This is a genomic window from Marinobacter salinus, assembly GCF_001854125.1.
Taxonomy (GTDB): Bacteria; Pseudomonadota; Gammaproteobacteria; order Pseudomonadales; family Oleiphilaceae; genus Marinobacter; species Marinobacter salinus.
Genome location: NZ_CP017715.1, coordinates 368,328 through 387,714 on the forward strand (window position 1 = coordinate 368,328; position 19,387 = coordinate 387,714).

Sequence of the window (19,387 nt, forward strand, 5' to 3'; positions counted from 1 at the left end):
TCAATCCTCGCTGAGCACTCTGGGTGTTACCGCCCGATGGAAGCCGTTGAAGGGCTCGTTATTCTTCGCTTTCGGGAAAGGCCACACGCGCCCGCCCTGGGAGGCCGCGCCATCAACGCGCAGGCAGTCGCCGCTGACGAAAGCGGCGCCCGGGCTGAGCAGAAAACAGATGGCCGCACTGACTTCTGACTCGGTACCCATGCGTTTGATCGGCACGTTATCGCCCAGGCTGCGAATCCACTGTTTCATGTGTTCCGGGTAGTTATCCATGCCACTGGAGGCAATCCAGCCGGGCGCCACAGCGTTTACGCGTACACCGGAGGCGCCCCATTCCACAGCCGCGGTCTGGGTGAAATTCACCATGCCAGCGCGGGCGGCACCAGAGTGGCCCATGCCGGGCATGCCGCCCCACATGTCCGCCACGATGTTGACAATGGCACCGCCGGTTTTGGACAGGGCCTGGGTGTAGGCTTCCCGGGCCATCAAAAAGCCGCCGGTCAGGTTGGTGCGGACCACCGTTTCCCAGCCTTTCTGGTTAATGCCGGCCAGGGGCGAAGGGAACTGACCCCCGGCATTGTTGACGACGCCATTCAGGCCACCATGTTCCGAGATGATTGCCGCCACTGTGGCTTTTACTGATTCCTCCTCCCGGATATCACACACGTGGGCAGTCGCAACCCCACCGTCTTCCGTAATTTCTGCTTTTACGCTGTCTACCTTTTCCGCTTTTCGGCCAACGAGCGCAACTCGAGCACCGAGTGCAGCAAGCTCATGGGCGGCACAGCGGCCAATGCCTGAGCCGCCGCCGGTCACGATGAAGATCTGATCCTTGAACAGGTCAGGATGAAAGATGGATTGGTAGCTCATGAGCGGTGTCCTTTCTCCAAAACGGCCCGGCTGATGGGCACAGGGAATTCCAGAAGTTGTTGGGCAAAGGCCTTGCCCTGGGGGTCAATACGCAGGCTGGCGACGCCACCTCCGCCGAGGCTGTGTTCCAGAAGGTAGTTGAAAGCATGAAGCCCCGGCATGGCCCAGCGTGTAACCTTGCCGGTCTCCGGGTTGAGGGTGTGGGCCATCCACTCAGCGACAGCAGTTTCGGTCAGGGCCGCGTCCAGAAAGGGGACAAAGTCTGGATGGCGGGCTATGACACCAATGTTGCTGTGGTCGCCCTTGTCCCCGCTTCGGGCCCAGGCCAGCTCAATCAGTGGAACCATGGAATCGGTCACAGGTATTTCCGAAGCGTTAGGCTGCTCAGCAAGAAGGGTCGGGTCAAAACCACCGTCGAGTGCGATTGTCACTGGTCGTTTTTCGCCTGCCAGATCCACCGACACGGTGACCTCGGACTTGGGCACCAGGCAGGAATACAATCGTATCTTCGGCCATACGGTCGGTCGGCCACCAACGATGCCCGTTATGCCGGGCGCCATGCCCGTAGCGGCCTGAGCGATTTCACGGGAAAACAGTACCAGTGCTTCCTTCTTCGGGTGCGCGGTACTGATTTTGACCACTACTTCCCGACAATCCTGCACTCTGCTGTGGGAACCGTAAGTCGCTTCGGTGCCCAGCAGCTCGACGCTGGTTTCGGAGTAACCGGGCAGGCCTCGCTCACCAAACATCCGGGACGTTTTCGCCAAAATGGCGTCGGCAACTTTTTGTGCCTTGACACGGGCGTTGATGCCGGCCAGGAGGAAGGTTACCGTGCACTTGAAGCCATCGGGCCAGGTGCCAGAGACCTTGTAACTGTCGGTGGGCGGAAGGCCCTTTGCGCCGCGCACAGAAACCTGGTTGAGTTCAGTCTCCTCCAGTGACACGCCGGTGAAGTCGCAGGTGACGTCCGGCAACAGATACGCCCGCGGATCGCCAATCTCATAGACCAGCTGCTCCGCCACCGTGCCTCGGGTTACCTGGCCGCCGGTGTTTTCCGGCTTGGTCAGAATAAAATGACCACTGGCACTTACCTCGGCAATGGGGAACCCCATGTCAGCATAGCCATCGGCAACCTCTTCCCAATCTGTAAAGTTGCCGCCGGTAGACTGCGCGCCGCATTCAAGCAGGTGGCCGGCGAGGCTGCCCTGGGCCAATTTGTCGTAGTCGGACCAGCTCCAGCCGAATTCATGGACAAGCGGAGCCAGAACCAGCGCACTGTCAGCAACACGACCGGTGATTACGATGTCTGCTCCCTGTTCCAGTGCGGCGACCAGCCCAGGAGCGCCCAGATAGGCGTTCAGGCTTACCATCATCGGAGGCATGGGTTTGCCCGTGGACATTTCAGCAATGCCCAAATCACCGAGTTTTTTCTTTTTCATCAGTAGATCGTCACCCAGGACCAGGGCGATTTTCATCTCAACGCCCGCCTCTTCACACAGTGCCTGAAGCGCATCCCGGCAGGCGGTCGGGTTAACGCCGCCGGCGTTCGCCAGAACCCGGATCCCCTTGTCTTTAATCTCTTTGAGCAGAGGTCCCATGACGGTCTCAACAAAGTCCCGGGCATAACCTTGAGACGGGTCTTTCATTTTCTGCCCGGCCAGAATGGACATGGTGATCTCGGCGAGGTAATCCGCCACCAGATAGTCGATGTTGCCCTTTCGGACCAGTTGCGCCGCTGCGGTTTCAGTGTCACCCCAAAAAGCGGCTGAACAGCCGATACGAACCGGGGCAAGGGAGTGTTTGTCGGAATCTGCCATCATTGTCTGCCTTGTTGTTCTCTCGCCAGCCTGAGGTTGAGTGATCGGCAGGCATGGCTGTAGTGAAAATTACAATACCAAGCAAGCGCTTGGTTTGTAAACAATGGAATGTGAGGTAGAATTATTGGCCTCTTTCGACTGGTGGAAAGCCCTGTGAATCAAACCGATATCCTGCAAGCACTGATTGCCAAAAACCTTGTCTCTGATCCGAATGGCGCTCGTGGGCGGTTGTTGAAAGAAGCTGCCCGCCTTTTCCGGGACAAGGGCTATGAGCGGACCACGGTCAGGGACCTTGCAGCGGCCGTTGGTATTCAGTCTGGCAGCCTGTTCCACCATTTCCGCACCAAGGAGGAAATACTGAAGGCCGTTATGGTGGAGACCATTCGTCTGAATACCGCCCTTATGCAGGCTGCTGCTGATGCGGCCCATTCCGCCCGGCAAAAGTTGCGGGCCCTGGTGCGTGCCGAACTGGAATCCATTAATGGCCAGACCGGTGAAGCAATGGCAGTATTGGTTTTCGAATGGCGCAGTCTGTCTGATACCTCCCAGGCCGAAGTGCTGGAGCTGCGGGAGATATACGAGGGGCTCTGGATAAACGTGCTTAAGTCATTGCAGGACGAGGGGGCTCTGGCGGCAGATCCGTTTGTGGTGCGCAGGATGCTCACGGGAGCCCTGAGCTGGACAGTAACCTGGTACAAACCTGAGCGTGGCGGCCTGACTCTGGACGGGCTGACCGATGAGGTTATGGCCATGATGGCCCTGAAGAATGATTGATTAATCAACCCCGTTTGTTTTGGTACCAGGTATCGGTATCTGCAGTCTTTTTTGCACCCGTAGCTGGCGGCGTATCTTGATGCTCTGTAAACAATGCCAGTCAACGGTTGGTGTATGCTTACTAAAAGCATGGGGAGCAGTGGGGATGCGGGCAGAATCGGACACACAAAAATTCCTTGGGAGGGCAGTCACAGCCGGTTTGGTGATGACTCTGGCGGGGTGCGGTGGGAGCTCTGGCGGTGATGCAGGCTCTGTCGACTTTGCGTTGTCGGGTATTATTGATATCGAAAGCGGAACCCGGGTCGACAGTGACAGTGCTGACGCGCTGGCGTTAACCGGTGTGCCGCGTGATTCTGCCCAGCTTTTGCCCCAGGAGTACATCCTGGCCGGCTATGTCAGCCAGTCGGCGGGGACCTATCCGGCGATAAGCGGATTGGCGGATGCCCGTTATTTTGCCGACCCGGACGATGAGTTTTCCATGCGCCTGCTCTCAGGTCAGGCGGTTTATCTGCAGACCTTTGCTACCCGGGCAGGCATTTCGTCGTTGAAGTTGTCATTGCTTGATGGCAACGGCGTTATTGCCTCGGCTTCCACCACCAGCCAGTCCAGCCAGGTTAGCGTTTCCCTGCCTGATACTGCCGCTGACGGCACCTACTCGGTTCGGGTTGAGGCGGTCGGGATTACGCCCATGCTCTATGTTCTTTCCACGTCGGTAGCCGGTTCTGTCAATGGTCTGTCGTTCCGCTGGCCTGACTACGACTTTGTCGAAGGCGAAGCCATCGTCGCATTTCGGAAGGGCTCACGGGGGCCATCGGCGCAGTCTCTGAACGCCCTCAACAATGCTGAATTAAAACAGGAAGTGGCGCCGGGCCTCTGGCGGGTAAAGTCGACCGTTCAATCCGCGCTCGAGCAGCAGCCAGGGGGCCCTGCAACCCTGGATTGGATTCAGGAGCTGAAACGAGAGCCGGATGTCCTCTCCGCGACGCCAAACTACCGGGTGCAGGCGATGGCTACGCCGATCGACGAACCGTTTTATCCGGAACAGCAGTGGCACTATGGCTTGCTGAATGCTCCGACCGCGTGGCAGTTCGCCACCGACGGTGGTGCGGGTGTGACGGTTGCGGTGATGGATACCGGTCTGTTTTCCGGTCCGGATGGGTGGCATGGCGATATCTTGGCGAATGTCCCCGCGCCATTGCCCGCAGGTGCCGACTTTGTCTCCGCCGCGTTCGACAATGATGGTGTTCCCGGGCCGGATGATGACCCGACCGATCCCGGAAATGCGGTCGGGAGCAGCGTCTATCACGGTACCCATGTTTCCGGTACCGTTTCAGCGGTGGTGAACGACAGTGGTGGCGCCGGCGTCGCCTATCAGTCCACCCTGCTTCCCGTAAGGGTCTTGGGGGAGGGTGGTTCTGGCTCCTCGTCTGATCTTCTCCAGGCCCTCCAGTGGGTGGCCGGGCCTGAAAACGGTGCCCCCCTGGCGGATGTCGTCAATCTGAGTCTGGGTGGTTTGCCTTATATCCAGTCCTTGCAGGATGCTATTAATGTGGCAACAAGCCGCGGAGTAATCTTTGTCGCCGCCGCAGGCAACTCCGCGACAGACGTTCCTTCCTATCCGGCCGCGTTCAGTAATGTCTTTGCCGTCAGTGCCGTCGATGGTGCCGGTGAGTTGTCTTCCTATTCCAACTTCGGCGCGTGGATCGATGTAGCTGCTCCGGGGGGCGATGCCAGCCGGGATGGCAACGGAGACGGTCGTGGGGACCTTGTTGTCAGCACCAGCGCCAGCATCATTGACGGAGTCCTTCGGGAAACCTACATCGGTCTGCAGGGGACGTCCATGGCGGCACCGCATGTCTCGGCCGTGGTGGCATTAATGAAAAACCTGGATCCTTCGCTCAATTATGCTGCGATCAATGCCTCTCTCATGGCGGGGGATCTGACAGTGGCGACCTGCGCCTCAGAGCCTTGCCCGAAAACGACCCGGCTTGGCTGGGGGCTGATGGATGCAGGGAAATCGGTCCTGGCTGCATCCAGCGGCGTTGTTCCGGACATTCTTACAGCAACGCCGGCCATCGTGACCCTGTCATCGGAAAGCGCTCTCTCTGCAACCGTTACTCTGGAAGTCTATGGCTCGGCCAGTAGCGTCACTATCGATTCGGTGTCCGCTCCTCCGGACTGGCTGAGCTTCGATGCGGTGCCGATGGCTGGCGATACAGGCACGGATTTTGAGATTGCCATGACCCTTGATCCGGATGCCCTGGAGCCGGGCGTTTCCGAACGCGCCACTCTTACGGTGGAGTACACAAGTGATCAGCCGCGCACCCTGGAGATTCCGGTCGTTGGCCAGCAAGTCACCGATGAGCAGGCCCGGAATGCTGGCCGGCATTTTGTTCTTCTGGTCGAACCTGATCCGGAGGGCGACTTTTACGATACCGTAGCCCAGGTGAGCGTTGTGGCAGAAGGCGGCCAGTATTCTTTCGCTTTCGTGCCCGATGATGGTGTGGAGCCCAGGTCACTCAATGAAGTGCCACCGGGAAAGTACATTCTCGTCGCTGGAACCGACCTGGATAACGACGGGCTGATCTGTCACGCTGGCGAGGCATGTGCGGAATATCCGGTAGCGGGCCTTCGGGAAGAAATTCTGATCGAGGCCGGGCAGTCTGTTCAGGGTATTCGTATGACGACCAGCTATGCCCGCCCGTCCATTTCCGCGACATCCCCGGACCAGTTGCCCAGGCCTGATTTCAGGGGATACCGGTTACTTTCTGCGGAGCCTGGCACCACTAACCAGAAGGCTATTGCCCAACCATGATCCGTTTTCGTCGCGTTCTTGCCTGCGCTGTGCTGGCGTCCGCCGCCCTGAGTGCCGGTTGTGCCGTCAGCCAGACCGAGACCAGTGACGGAGCGCCTCTGGCCCGACAGATTGCCCAGTCGGCGCACTGTGGTCTGATGGCGCCGGGGCATGTGCATCTGAAGAGCAGGGCGGACGTGGAGCGCCTGAAGTCACTGCCTGCCCGGAACCTGTCACTGCAACCACTCATGGCGGTTGATTTTGCCAGCGAGCATATCGTTCTGGCCGCGCTGGGCCAGAAGCCGACCGGCGGATTCAGTGTCACTCTTGCCGGATCAAAGATAGTGGACGGGCAGTTGGAGCTGGCCGTGCGTATTCGGGAGCCGCAACCCGGGACGATGGTAACCCAGGCACTGACCACGCCCTGCGCTGTCATCGCTGTAACAGCAACAGGTTGGAATGGCATTCGCATCACGCGGGTGGAAAACAACCGTTGATCTTTGCCGACGAATCCCTAAGCTATGGCTCAGCTTTCTATTCCAATTGCGGAGTGACTTCCTGTCTATGAGCCAGCAACAATACAACGCCGATGCCATTGAAGTACTGAGCGGACTGGATCCGGTCCGCAAGCGGCCGGGGATGTATACCGATACCAGCCGTCCTAATCACCTGGCTCAGGAAGTCATCGATAACAGTGTGGATGAAGCACTGGCGGGTCATGCCCGGCGGATCGACGTGGTTCTCTACAGCGACGGGTCCCTGAGTGTTGAAGACGATGGCCGGGGTATGCCGGTCGACCTTCATAAAGAAGAAGGGCTGCCCGGCGTTGAGCTGATATTGACCCGCCTCCATGCCGGCGGGAAATTCTCCCAGGGTAACTACAATTTTTCCGGTGGTTTGCACGGGGTCGGTGTGTCGGTCGTGAACGCCCTCTCGACCCACCTGGAAGTTACCATCAAGCGGGACGGGCAGCTGCACAGGATGACCTTTGCCAGCGGCGAGAAGGCGTCCGAACTGGAAGTTATTGATACGGTCGGCAAACGCAATACTGGTACCTGTATAAAATTCACCCCGGATACCAGTTACTTCGACAGCCCGAATTTCTCAGTGAGCCGTTTGCGGCACAATCTGCGCGCCAAAGCGGTGCTTTGTCCGGGCCTGACCGTTACCTTTCTTCAGGAAAAAACCGGAGACAAAGACGAGTGGTGTTATGAGGATGGTCTCCGTGACTACCTCCGCACGGCATTGGCGGACATCGAAGCCATACCTCTGGATCCCTTTATTGGAAGCTTCTCCGGAAATACCGAGGCCGTTGATTGGGCCATACAGTGGCTGCCCGAAGGCGGCGAAGCTGTTATGGAAAGCTACGTAAACCTGATTCCGACAGCCCAGGGCGGCACCCATGTTAATGGTTTGCGAACTGGCCTGCTGGAAGCCATGCGAGAGTTCTGTGAATTCCGAAACCTGCTTCCCCGAGGGATCAAGCTTTCCCCGGAAGACATTTGGGAGCGCGCGGCGTACGTGCTTTCGTTCAAGATGCAGGAGCCCCAGTTCTCCGGGCAAACCAAAGAGCGTCTTTCCTCCCGGGAAGCCGCCGCTTTTATCTCCGGTGTGGTCAAGGACGCGTTCAGCCTTTGGCTGAATCAGCACACAGGGGTGGCTGAAGCGCTCGCGGAGCTGTTCATCAGTAATGCCCAGCGCCGTTTGCGCGCCAGCAAAAAAGTTGCCCGGAAAAAGGTCACCTCCGGTCCGGCCCTGCCGGGTAAGCTGGCAGACTGCTCAGGCGGTGACACTGCTCGCTCGGAACTGTTTCTGGTGGAGGGTGACTCTGCCGGAGGATCAGCCAAACAGGCCCGTGACCGGGAGTTTCAGGCCGTTATGCCGTTAAGGGGCAAGATCCTGAATACCTGGGAAGTAGACCCCGGCGAAGTGCTGGCCTCTCAGGAGGTCCATGACATTGCTGTCGCGATTGGTGTGGACCCCGGCTCAGATCAACTCGACGGCCTGCGTTACAACAAGGTTTGTATTCTCGCCGATGCGGACTCCGATGGCCTGCACATTGCGACGCTCCTCTGCGCCCTGTTCGTAAAGCATTTCCGTCCGGTGGTTTCCGCCGGTCACATTTTCGTTGCCATGCCACCCCTGTACCGGGTGGATCTGGGTAAAGAAACGTTTTATGCGCTGGATGAGCATGAGAAGCAGGGCATCCTTGACCGTATTGCTGCGGAAAAGCGCAAAGGCAAGATCTCGGTGACCCGTTTCAAGGGGCTGGGTGAAATGAACCCGCTGCAACTGCGTGAAACCACCATGGCGCCCGATACCCGTCGTCTGGTGATGCTCACCATTGAGGACGGTGACGACACTGACAGTCGCATGGATATGTTGCTGGGCAAGAAGCGGGCGTCTGATCGCCGGGCGTGGCTTGAAACCTATGGCAACATTGCGGATGTGGCGGTTTGATATTCTCTACGATGCTATAAAAAGCATCCTTTATTCTTTCTAAGTCTTGCTCAAACTCGTTATCCTGCCAGTTTTCTGATCGGGAAGAACCGTAGATGGACTGGCATGGCTGGTTTGCGCTGGGCCTGGCGGGCACCTCGCTGATACTGATGAGCGTTGGGCGATATGCACCCCATATGGTAATGATGGGCGTGCTTGTGGTTCTCAGCGCAAGTGGCATAATCTCGGCCGATCAGGCTCTGGCAGGTTTCAGCAACAGCGGCCTGATAACGGTTGTTGCCATGTTTGTGGTTGCTGCCGGTATTAATCATTCCGGCGGCGTTGACCTGCTTGTTCACCATCTCCTTCGAAACCCCAAAACCGTTCGCAGTGCCCAGGCCCGGATCGCGCTGCCAGTTTCACTGCTCAGTGGTTTTCTGAACAACACTCCGGTGGTCGCGACGATGATTCCGGCGGTGCATGCCTGGTCCCGGAAAATTGGTATCGCGCCCTCCAAGTTAATGATACCTCTGAGTTACTCCGCCATCCTCGGCGGAAGCCTGACACTGATCGGCACCAGTACCAATCTGGTCGTGAATGGTCAGTATCAGCAGTTAACCGGAGAACAGGGCTTCTCGATTTTTTCCATTACGTCCGTCGGCTTACCTGTTGCAGTGGTTGGCCTTGCGGTGATGTTGCTGGTCATGCCGAGGTTTTTGCCAGACCGGAAAGACCAGCAGAAGTTTGGTTCCATGAGGGAGTTTACGCTTGAAGTGGCCGTGTCTTTCGATGGCCCGCTGGTGGGCAAGACTGTCGGCGAGGCCGGGCTGCGGGAGCTGGAAAGACTTTATCTGGTTGAAATTGAACGGGATGGAAGCGTTGTCACTGCGGTTCCGTCGGAAGAGCGCCTGAGAGGCGGGGATCGGCTGGTATTCGCTGGCGATACCCAGGCCATTTCAGACTTGCTGCGAATTAACGGCATCGTGCCCTCTGTTCACGAAGACGAACCCAGCCTCAGCAAGGACAGGGCGGAGCGGCGCCTGGTTGAAGCCGCATTGTCGCCCCAGTCGGATGTGCTTGGGTTGACGATCCGAGATGCCAGGTTCCGCGATCGTTATGGAGCCGTCGTGCTGGCTGTGGCGCGCGGGGGTGAGCGGGTATCTGGCAATCTGGGGAATATCCGGCTGAAACCCGGCGATGTGTTGTTGCTGGAGGCGCGGCCGGCTTTTGTCAGCCGCCAGCGCTACAACAAGGATTTCCTTCTTATTAACGATCTGGAAACGGAAACGCCCCGCCATGACCGGGCGTGGCTTTCGTGGGGTATCCTGTTTGTCCTGGTCGGCCTGGCGGCCTGTGGCGTTCTGAGTATGCTGAATGCGGCGTTGTTGGGCGCCGGCCTGATGATCATTTCGGGTTGTTGCTCGGTGGGGCAGGCGCAAAAAGCGGTGGATGTTCCGGTGATTCTGACCATCGCCGCCTCCTTCGCCCTGGGGGCCGCCCTGCAGGAAACCGGTGCCGCACACTATATGGCTGAAGGTATTCTGGGGCTCAGTCACGGGCACGTGCTGCTGGCGATCCTGCTGGTTTACTTTGCAGTATCTGTGCTGACGGAAGTCATCACCAACAATGCGGCGGCGGTACTTGTTATACCGGTTGTGTTATCGATGACCAGCAGCATGGGAGTGGCTTCAGAACCCTTTGTGATTGCTGTCATGATGGCGGCATCCGCGAGTTTCGCGACGCCGTTAGGCTATCAGACCAATATGATGGTGTTCGGTCCGGGCGGTTATCGATTCGGGGATTTTGTGCGCGTTGGCCTGCCGATGAATATCTTCATCGGCGCCACGACCGTACTGGTCATTTCAATGGTTTACGGTATCAGCCCTGGTTGAACAAGGCGCTATTGTGATTGTGAGGGGTTTGCAAGGATATCGCAGCACAGCACCCTGAGCTCGCCGTTTTGGTAGTAGCCCCGGGACAGGGTGACGCACATATAAGCGCCGGTTACGCAGAGATAAGGGGCAGTCACATGCAGGCTTTCCGGCTGAGCCAGAGCCTGTCTCAGATATTGCTGGCGGAACCAGTCAGCGCTTGTCGTGCTCTCCAGCGGCCTGAAACGTGGATCAAGGCTGCGGACCCCGGTATCTGAAACCAGGGTGTCGTCGATCTGAATGCCTTTGCTGTCGACCATATAGCAACGTGATACGGCTGGATGATTCAGGAGTTCCTGACACGCCTGACTCATGGTGGACCCGCCGCCCAGTCTGCTTGTTGCTTCCTGGAATATGCCGCGAAAGAAGTCCACAAGTTGCCGGGTTGGGTCCTGTGTGACCTGATTTCGGGTTTTGTATTCCTGCAGGAGCTTATCCAGATCTGCTGGCGTATGGCTCAGTTGGCTCAGGTTAATAGTCGGCTTTCTGAAGAAAAAGCCCTGAACGAAGTCAACGCCCGCATCAATGGCAGTCATGGCCTGGTCACGGGTTTCCACGCCTTCCAGCAACACCAGGCAGCCTGACTGGTGCAACAGGGAAACGATACCGTTAAGTATCTGCCGCGCCTTGTGATCTTCTGTGGCCCTGGTCAGGAGGGTGCGGTCCAGCTTGACGATATCCGGGGACAGATTCCAGATGCGTTCGAAATTGGAGTGGCCTGCACCGAAATCGTCAATCGCTGTCAGACAGCCCAGCTTTTTATAGTAGGCGACGGTCTCTTTCAGTCTCTCTGCATCGTCTGTGGGCTGTTCAACGATTTCCATCACGATCCGGTGTGGAGGCAGGCTGGTCTTTTCCAGTAATTGTGCAAAAAACGAATCTGCCTGGCTGCCGCTGGTTACAACCCGCGGCGAAACGTTCAGGAATAACCAGTTCAGTTGATCTTTGATGCCGCTGTAGTTTTGAATATGTAGGTATCGGCACAATCGATCGAGCAGAAGATTCTCCGCATCGGAGGAGGGCAGTTCGAAAAGGTGAAGCGGCAGTACTGCTGAATTGTCATTGTCGAACGCCCGGATCAAAGCTTCGTAACCGACAATTCGCTTGTGGGAAATGCTGTAAATCGGTTGCAGTGCTGTCCGTAGGGTGAGCCCCCGAAAATCGGCCGTCCACGAATCACCCTCCTTGTTTAGCATGGGAGAAAGCAAGTCGAGCTCAGGGGCAGACAGCTTTTCAGGGAGGGTTTTTGACATAAATAATTCTGATCGGTTGAACGAATGCATCGGAACGCCTCAGAAGGGACGGCCGAACTGTCTGCAATCAGTACAGGTGTGGCGCTTGGAAGAACCGATCCTGCTGATTTCTTTGGGAAGAGTGCCAAAAAAATGGAATTATTACCACTGTTTCATGTCAAAACAGTATTCTGCCTGTATCTTTTTGGGTCCAAGGGACGGGATGTGTAAGGCCGGCGGCCATGGATGGCCGCCTGAAAATCAATTGTTGCTGGGGACAACAACGCTTTCGTCAAATTCGAGTTCCATGTCTTTCTCCTCTCGTTCAATGAGGCCCTTTGACAGGGCTGCAAGATATGGACAAAGTCTATCGCTGCTATGATTTTGAACAATCCGTAAAACCCGTATGCGACCAAAGGCATAGTACTGTCTGACGTTCAGAAATTCTGATGTTGGCCAGCAAAACATTTTGATTTGTTTCAGGGAGCGAGGTTTCTAGAATCCTCAGTTGTCGAACGTCAGGGAATGAGGTCATTTCACGCTATGAATATCCGAGATTCTTCTTCCCGCTATGGGCTGGTGGCCATTGCCGTGCACTGGATTGCAGCGGCGGTTGTGATTGGTTTGTTCGCCCTCGGTTTCTGGATGGTAGATTTGACGTACTACCACGACTGGTACAAGAAGGGACCGGACATTCACCGCAGCGTTGGTATCCTGCTTTTGGGCCTGATGGTATTCCGGGTCTTGTGGCGCGGTGCCAACAAAGGGCCGGATCCCGTGCCCGGCCATGAACGCTGGGAAGTAATCGGTGCCCGCGCAGCACACGTCGTGCTCTATGTGTTGTTATTCGCCGCTATGGTCAGCGGCTACCTCATCTCCACTGCTGACGGTTCCGCAATCAGTGTATTCGGCTGGTTCGATGTCCCTTCAGTTACGGGGCAGATCAAGGGCCTGGAAGATACTGCAGGTGACATTCACTACTGGTCCACATTGGCAGTGGTGGTGCTTGCCGCCATTCACGCTGCCGGCGCTCTTAAGCATCACCTGATTGATCGCGATGACACGCTACGCCGTATGCTTGGTAGATGACCAAAATCTGGCGGCACGGATTCTGAAACGCTCCGGTTGAGGAGCTGAAGTTAACTAAGGGAGATATTGATGAAAAAATTATTGCTTGCATCTGCGGTTTCAGTGGCATTGGTGGGCGCCGTTCATGCTGATGAGCACAGTGGCACCTATGCCTTTGATAACAAGGGCACACACCAGTTCGTTACCTTCAAAATTTCGCATCTCGGGTACAGTTGGCTGTACGGCCGTTTCAACGATTTTGACGGCCAGTTTGCGTACGATGCGGAAAACCAGGAAAACAGCTCCGTTAACGTCACCATCGATACCTCAAGCGTTGATTCGAATCATGCCGAGCGTGATAAGCATTTGCGAAGCGAAGACTTTCTTTTTACCGATGAGTATCCCGAAGCCACTTTCAAAAGCACGAGTGTGATTGTTGACGAAGACGGTGAAGCCGATATCGTTGGTGAGCTGACACTACGCGGTGTCACCCGGGAAGTGACTCTGGACGCCGAGATGATCGGCCATGGTGCGGACCCTTGGGGTGGATACCGCATGGGCTTTGAGGCAGAGACTGAGCTGCGACTCAAGGACTTTGGCATCCCCATGGATCTCGGGAAAGCCTCTGAAACCGTGGAAATCATTATTTCCGTGGAAGGTATCCGACAGTAAGCCTGACGATCAACGTGTCGTAAAAGAGGTTCCGGGGTCAGACCCGGAACCGTCCCGTCTGCTTCTGCAATTCGCCGGCGTGCCCCTCAAGAGTCTTGCTGATGCCGTCAATGCGCTCAGAGCGTTCCGCGCTGCTGGCGGCCAGGTCATTGATTTCAGTAATACTGCGATTTATCTCGTCCACAACCTGAGTCTGTTCCTCTGTCGCTGATGCGACACTGGTGTTAACGTCGCTGATGTTCGTCATCGCCTCAAGAATAGCCTGGAGTTGGCTTTCGGCCTCCCCGGCCAGTTTCTCCGTCTCAGCGGCTTCTGTACTTCCGGTCTCCATAACCGAAACAATATCCGCAACACCTGTCTGAAGTGTGGTAATCATTGTCTGAATGTCCTCGGTGGACTGTTGAGTCCGCTGAGCCAGAGTTCTCACCTCATCCGCAACAACGGCAAACCCCCGTCCCTGTTCTCCGGCCCTGGCGGCTTCAATGGCGGCATTCAGTGCCAGCAGGTTGGTCTGCTCTGCTATTCCGCGTATGACATCCAGTACCGATGTAATTTTGTCGGAATCATCGGAAAGCTTGCGGATGACCTCAACGGCTTTCGAAATCTGGGCTGCCAGCCGGTGGACCTGGTTCGACGAATTGTGAATGATCTTGGCACTGCTCCGGCCACTCGCTTCCGCCTGCTGGGTGATCTCAGCAGCGCGAGAGGCGTTGCCGGCCACTTCTTCTATAGCGCTTTGCATCTCGTTTATGGCTGTGGCGACCATTGAGATAGAATCGGTCTGGCGAGTAACGCCGTCATTATTATCCCTGGCGGTTGCGGCCAGGTCGGTTGCTCCCTGGCCAAGTTCCTGGCTCAGTTGCTGGATAGAGCGAATCATGTTCTGGAGATTCTCCAGTACCAGATTGAAGCTTTTTGCCAGTTCTCCAAGATCGTCGTTCGTTTCCACCGGAATGCGCTGGGTCAGATCGCCTTCACCCTGCGCGATGTTGTCCAGTTGTGCTTTCAGAGCCGCGATCGAACTGATGATTACTTTCAGGAACAGGGTAAACAAAAGAATGCTGATAACCACCGCAGCCACAGTGATGATCAGAATGGTGGAGTAAGCGGTCTCGCCCTCGGAGGATGCTTCGCTGGCGCGGATAGTTGCTCGCTCGTCTGCATGGGCACCCACCCTGTCATAGTAATCTCGGAGCGAATCAAATAATTGATTTGTTTCGGTGTTGGCCAATGCCCGTGCCTCTTCCGGAGCACCGGATTTTGCCAGTTGCAGTACCTTGCGAGCAGAGCTTAACCAACTGTCATACGCGCCCGCGAATCCGTCGGAAACCTCGGACACACCGGTGCCCTGAAGCCTTTCGACTGTCTGCTCGAACCTGTCCAGTGCCTGTTTCGAGTTTTCGTCAAAACTGTCCAGGAACGCATCGCCATCCTCGTTATTGAACATTGCCTCCACATAAGCCATCTGCGCGACGAGGGCTTGATAGAGGTCTCTGTCGGCATTGAGGATTTCGCTGACTGATGGCAGATACGTGTCTGCGATATTGTCCGTGTCGTCTACGAGGTTTCGGGCGGTATTGACGCTGTAAAGACCTATAAAGATCAGCGCAATGGAGGTAATGATAAAGGGTAGGGCTATTTTGGTTCTCAGCCCGAGACGCGCGAGGAAATTCATTAAACCCCCTTTCTTTTTTTGTGAGTCTTCAATTATCGAAGAGTAGCACGGGGGGCGTTTTTGTCTTGCACTAAATCAGGGGCTTTTGCCCCTGATCACGAAAGTGGCATTTTCAGGGCGGCAGAATGGTTTCAGTGTGAGGGCTCGTTGGGCTCAGAAGGCGATCTGCATCCATTGCAGATGTGCCGCTGCCTCCAGAACTGGCCCGCAAAAATGACCAGTCCAATCAGCAGGCCCGCCCAAATGTAGGGCTCGGGAACCTGGAAAGTCCCGCTGATCGCAAACTCCACAAGGAGCATCAGGGCGACGGCAAGTACCGCATTGACCATGGCTGTGACCATGGCTTGCCCGCAGGCTTTTAGGTTGGGTTTCATAGTGTTCCGCTTGTTTGGAGAGTAAAACGGTCTTCTATTCACTGGGAAGAAGCATACGGCTGGTATTACAGACTCTCCATGCGGGAATTCCGCTATTGGAAATTGGTGTATCCGGGCCGGCGTCCATATAATGTGGCCTCCCGTCGCGGTCCGTGATTATTTCGGACGCAGAGGGTAGCATCACCGGCGCAACTCAAAACAGGCAATACAGGCAAAAGAGGCATCCATGCCAGAGTTTCAGACTACGGATGAGGGCTTTGAACGAGTTTCACTCAGGGACTACACGGAAAAGGCTTATCTCGACTACTCCATGTACGTCATTCTCGACAGGGCCTTGCCCAATGTGGGAGATGGACTGAAACCGGTACAGCGGCGAATTGTTTATGCCATGTCGGAGCTGGGACTCAAATCCACCTCCAAGTATAAAAAGTCCGCACGTACCGTTGGTGACGTTCTGGGTAAGTTTCACCCCCATGGCGACAGCGCCTGTTACGAAGCCATGGTGCTCATGGCACAGCCGTTCTCCTATCGCTATCCGTTGGTTGATGGCCAGGGAAACTGGGGGTCTCCGGATGACCCCAAGTCCTTTGCTGCAATGCGTTATACGGAATCGCGGCTGGCTCCTTTTGCCGAGGTTCTGCTGAGTGAGCTGGGGCAGGGTACTGTCGACTGGGTGCCGAACTTCGACGGCACCATGGACGAGCCTTCAGTCTTGCCGGCACGGCTGCCTCACGTCCTGCTCAATGGTACGACCGGGATTGCCGTTGGTATGGCAACGGACATCCCGCCCCATAACGTAAGGGAAGTGACGGCAGCGTGTATTCGTCTGCTGGACAACGCGGACGCAACCGTTGACGAGCTGTGTGAGCACATCAAGGGGCCGGATTTTCCGACCTATGCCGAGATTATCACGCCACGCAAAGACATCCGGCAAATGTACGAAACCGGGCGCGGGTCCCTGCGAATGCGCGCTCGCTGGATTCGCGAAAGCGGCGAAATTGTCGTAACTGACCTGCCTCATCAGGTTTCCGGTGCCCGGGTTCTGGAGCAGATTGCCCATCAGATGCAAACGAAGAAGTTGCCCATGGTGGCGGATCTTCGGGATGAATCTGATCACGAAAATCCAACTCGACTGGTTGTTGTGCCTCGTTCCAATCGAGTAGATCTGGATGGCCTGATGGCCCATCTGTTTGCCAGTACGGATCTGGAAAAAACGTATCGCGTCAATATTAACGTGATCGGCAATGACGGACGCCCCGGCGTTAAAGGTCTACGACAGATGCTGACCGAGTGGCTGGCGTTCCGACGCACCACCGTTACACGTCGTCTGCAGTACCGGTTGGACAAGGTGCTGGCGCGGCTGCATCTCCTTGAAGGTCTGCTGATTGCCTACCTCAATATTGACGAGGTAATCGAGATTATCAGGACTGAAGACAAGCCCAAGGCCGAATTGATGTCCCGGTTTGGCTTATCTCCGGAGCAGGCCGAAGCTATCCTCGAGCTTAAGCTGCGTCACCTTGCGAAGCTTGAGGAAATGAAAATCCGGGGCGAGCAGGATGAGCTGGCCGCCGAGCGTGATGAACTTCAAACCATTCTGGGCTCCGAAGAAAGGTTTCGGGAACTCATCAAGAGCGAGCTGCAAGCGGACGCCGAAGCTTTTGGTGATGACCGTCGTTCGCCAATTGTCGAGCGTGAAGAGGCTCGGGCCTTCAGCGAGATCGATCTGGTCTCCAACGATCCGGTTACCGTTGTCCTCTCCGAGAAGGGCTGGGTGCGAGCCGCCAAAGGTCACGATATCGAGCCCGAGGGCTTGAATTACAAGGCCGGTGACCGGTTTGCCCTCGCGGCGCACGGTCGTAACAACCAGCAGGCAATTTTTCTCGACTCAACTGGCCGGGCATACTCTCTGATGGCGCACAGCCTGCCTTCGGCAAGAGGACAGGGCGAACCCCTGACAGGACGGATCAATCCGCCCTCGGGGGCCACGTTTGCCGGACTGATGATGGGGGACCCGGCCCGCAAGACTCTTCTAGTCACGGACGGAGGCTATGGGTTTGTCGCCTCGCTAAACGACATGATCAGCAAGAACAAGAATGGCAAGGCGGTAGTCAGCGTGCCCAAGGGGGCGAAGATCATGGCGCCGATCACTATCCCTTCAACTGAAAAGACCTTGTATATCGGGGCCGTCTCAAATGAAGGGCGAATGCTGGTGTTCCCGCTCAGCGAGCTGCCGGAACTGGCCAAGGGCAAAGGCAACAAGATCATCAGCATTCCTTCTGCCCGCGTCCAGAGCAGGGAAGAGTTCGTGGTTGCCGTAACCGTGTTTGCCGAGGACGATCAACTGGAAATCCGGGCTGGTAAACGCAAAATGGGGCTACAGTTTAGCGACCTTGAGCATTATCTGGGCGAGCGTGGACGCCGGGGACACAAGCTGCCACGCGGACTTCAGCGGGTTGATGCCATTGACGTAATTCCCTCTGTGGCCAGAACAGAAGAGGAGAACTCCGAAAGTGAGTGAACTGGTGCTGATTAATGTATCCGGTCGGGATAAACCGGGGCTGACTTCGGAGATTACCGGCATCATGGGGCAATACGCGGTCCGGATTCTCGACATTGGTCAGGCGGTAATTCACGACCACCTGACCTGGGGGATACTCATTGAAATTCCCGATGAGTCCAAATCCTCTCCGGTGATTCGGGACCTTCTGTTTCGTCTGCATGCTCTGGATTTGCAGGTCAGGTTCGCCCCGATTACGGTCGAGGAGTACCAGTCCTGGGCGGAAGGTCGGAACCGGGCCTGTTACATCGTCACGCTGCTGTCGCGGGACATCAAAGCGGAACAGATTGCCAGGGTGTCAGCCATAACCGCCCGCCACGGCCTCAATATCGATAATATCAGCCGCTTGTCAGCAAGGCCTTCTCTTAAACCCTCTGAGAACCGGATTGCCTGCGTCGAGTTTTCAGTACGTGGGACGCCGTCGGACCTTGAGACACTTCGCGCCGATTTTCTGCATATCGCCGGCGAGATGAACGTGGATATTGCTTTCCAGGAAGACTCCATTTTCCGACGCAACCGGCGCCTGGTGGTGTTCGACATGGACTCTACCCTGATTGACGCGGAGGTCATTGATGAGCTGGCGCTCGAAGCCGGCGTTGGCGAACAGGTGGCGGAAATCACTGAGCGGGCCATGCAGGGAGAGCTGGATTTCAGCCAAAGTTTTGCCGAACGCCTCGCCTTGCTGAAGGGCCTGGACGAATCGGTGCTGGAGGGGATTGCGGCTCGCCTTCGTATGACAGAAGGGGCAGAACATCTGATCAAAAGTCTCAAGGCGCTGGGCTACCGTACGGCGATTCTTTCTGGCGGCTTTACCTATTTCGCCCGTCATTTACAGAGCAAACTTGGCATTGACTACGTTTATGCCAATGAACTGCAAATTGAAAACGGTAAAGTGACCGGGCGCGTTTCGGGCCAGATCGTTGATGGCAAGCGCAAGGCAGAGTTACTGCAGGAAATTGCCGAGAAGGAACATATTTCCCGGGAACAGGTTATCGCGGTGGGGGATGGGGCGAATGACTTGCTCATGCTCAGCCAGGCAGGCCTTGGTGTGGCATTTCGTGCCAAACCGCTGGTCAAGGAATCTGCACGCCATTCCATCTCGACTCTGGGGCTCGATGCGATCCTGTACCTTATTGGCTTTCGGGAAAGCGACACGAATCAGGGGTTGGAGAGAGCTGGGTTCTGAC

The 19,387-nt window shown here is 56.4% G+C and carries 14 protein-coding genes; 9 read left to right on the forward strand and 5 right to left on the reverse strand.

Going from position 1 to position 19,387, the window contains the following annotated elements; translation table 11 throughout:
* The gene (locus BKP64_RS01790; RefSeq protein WP_070965208.1) at positions 1-867 is read right to left on the reverse strand and encodes an SDR family oxidoreductase; all 867 of its coding nucleotides are present in this window, start codon (positions 865-867) and stop codon (positions 1-3) included.
* On the reverse strand, positions 864-2,684 hold the full coding sequence (locus tag BKP64_RS01795) for an acyclic terpene utilization AtuA family protein (RefSeq protein WP_070965210.1): 1,821 nt from the start codon (positions 2,682-2,684) through the stop codon (positions 864-866). Before BKP64_RS01795 ends, BKP64_RS01790 begins: the two co-directional genes overlap by 4 nt.
* A gap of 153 nt (positions 2,685-2,837) precedes the next feature.
* On the opposite strand from BKP64_RS01795, the gene BKP64_RS01800 reads away from it, so the two are divergent.
* The 5 genes from BKP64_RS01800 to BKP64_RS01820 all read left to right on the forward strand — a co-directional run bounded on the left by BKP64_RS01800 (position 2,838) and on the right by BKP64_RS01820 (position 10,583).
* Positions 2,838-3,458, forward strand: a complete 621-nt coding sequence (locus tag BKP64_RS01800; RefSeq protein ID WP_198402637.1) for a TetR/AcrR family transcriptional regulator — start codon at positions 2,838-2,840, stop codon at positions 3,456-3,458.
* 145 nt (positions 3,459-3,603) lie between these two features.
* On the forward strand, positions 3,604-6,273 hold the full coding sequence (locus BKP64_RS01805; RefSeq protein ID WP_070965220.1) for a S8 family serine peptidase: 2,670 nt from the start codon (positions 3,604-3,606) through the stop codon (positions 6,271-6,273).
* Entirely contained in the window at positions 6,270-6,749 is a 480-nt protein-coding gene (locus BKP64_RS01810) for a protease complex subunit PrcB family protein (RefSeq protein WP_070965223.1), read from the forward strand. Before BKP64_RS01805 ends, BKP64_RS01810 begins: the two co-directional genes overlap by 4 nt.
* A 67-nt stretch (positions 6,750-6,816) precedes the next feature.
* Positions 6,817-8,712 (forward strand): DNA topoisomerase IV subunit B, encoded by a 1,896-nt coding sequence (gene parE, locus BKP64_RS01815; RefSeq protein ID WP_070965225.1) that lies wholly within the window; start codon positions 6,817-6,819, stop codon positions 8,710-8,712.
* A gap of 95 nt (positions 8,713-8,807) precedes the next feature.
* The gene (locus BKP64_RS01820; RefSeq protein WP_070965228.1) at positions 8,808-10,583 is read left to right on the forward strand and encodes an SLC13 family permease; all 1,776 of its coding nucleotides are present in this window, start codon (positions 8,808-8,810) and stop codon (positions 10,581-10,583) included.
* Between the two features lie 8 nt (positions 10,584-10,591).
* Here the strand turns inward: BKP64_RS01820 and BKP64_RS01825 are convergent, their stop codons facing one another.
* Positions 10,592-11,875, reverse strand: coding sequence for an EAL domain-containing protein (locus BKP64_RS01825; RefSeq protein WP_070973509.1), 1,284 nt, complete (start codon positions 11,873-11,875; stop codon positions 10,592-10,594).
* Between the two features lie 522 nt (positions 11,876-12,397).
* On the opposite strand from BKP64_RS01825, the gene BKP64_RS01835 reads away from it, so the two are divergent.
* Entirely contained in the window at positions 12,398-12,943 is a 546-nt protein-coding gene (locus BKP64_RS01835; RefSeq protein WP_070965234.1) for a cytochrome b, read from the forward strand.
* A gap of 69 nt (positions 12,944-13,012) precedes the next feature.
* On the forward strand, positions 13,013-13,594 hold the full coding sequence (locus tag BKP64_RS01840) for a YceI family protein (protein ID WP_070965237.1): 582 nt from the start codon (positions 13,013-13,015) through the stop codon (positions 13,592-13,594).
* Positions 13,595-13,631: 37 nt separating this feature from the next.
* On the opposite strand, the gene BKP64_RS01845 is transcribed toward BKP64_RS01840, so the two are convergent.
* The gene (locus BKP64_RS01845; RefSeq protein WP_070965240.1) at positions 13,632-15,269 is read right to left on the reverse strand and encodes a methyl-accepting chemotaxis protein; all 1,638 of its coding nucleotides are present in this window, start codon (positions 15,267-15,269) and stop codon (positions 13,632-13,634) included.
* Positions 15,270-15,400: 131 nt separating this feature from the next.
* Entirely contained in the window at positions 15,401-15,643 is a 243-nt protein-coding gene (locus BKP64_RS01850; protein ID WP_070965242.1) for a PEP-CTERM sorting domain-containing protein, read from the reverse strand.
* A gap of 226 nt (positions 15,644-15,869) precedes the next feature.
* On the opposite strand from BKP64_RS01850, the gene parC reads away from it, so the two are divergent.
* Both parC and serB read left to right on the forward strand, forming a co-directional pair.
* Positions 15,870-18,161, forward strand: a complete 2,292-nt coding sequence (gene parC / locus BKP64_RS01855; protein ID WP_070965245.1) for a DNA topoisomerase IV subunit A — start codon at positions 15,870-15,872, stop codon at positions 18,159-18,161.
* Positions 18,154-19,386: a phosphoserine phosphatase SerB gene (gene serB, locus BKP64_RS01860; RefSeq protein ID WP_070965248.1), complete on the forward strand. Its 1,233-nt coding sequence runs from the start codon at positions 18,154-18,156 to the stop codon at positions 19,384-19,386. Before parC ends, serB begins: the two co-directional genes overlap by 8 nt.
* The last annotated feature ends 1 nt before the right edge of the window (position 19,387 follow it).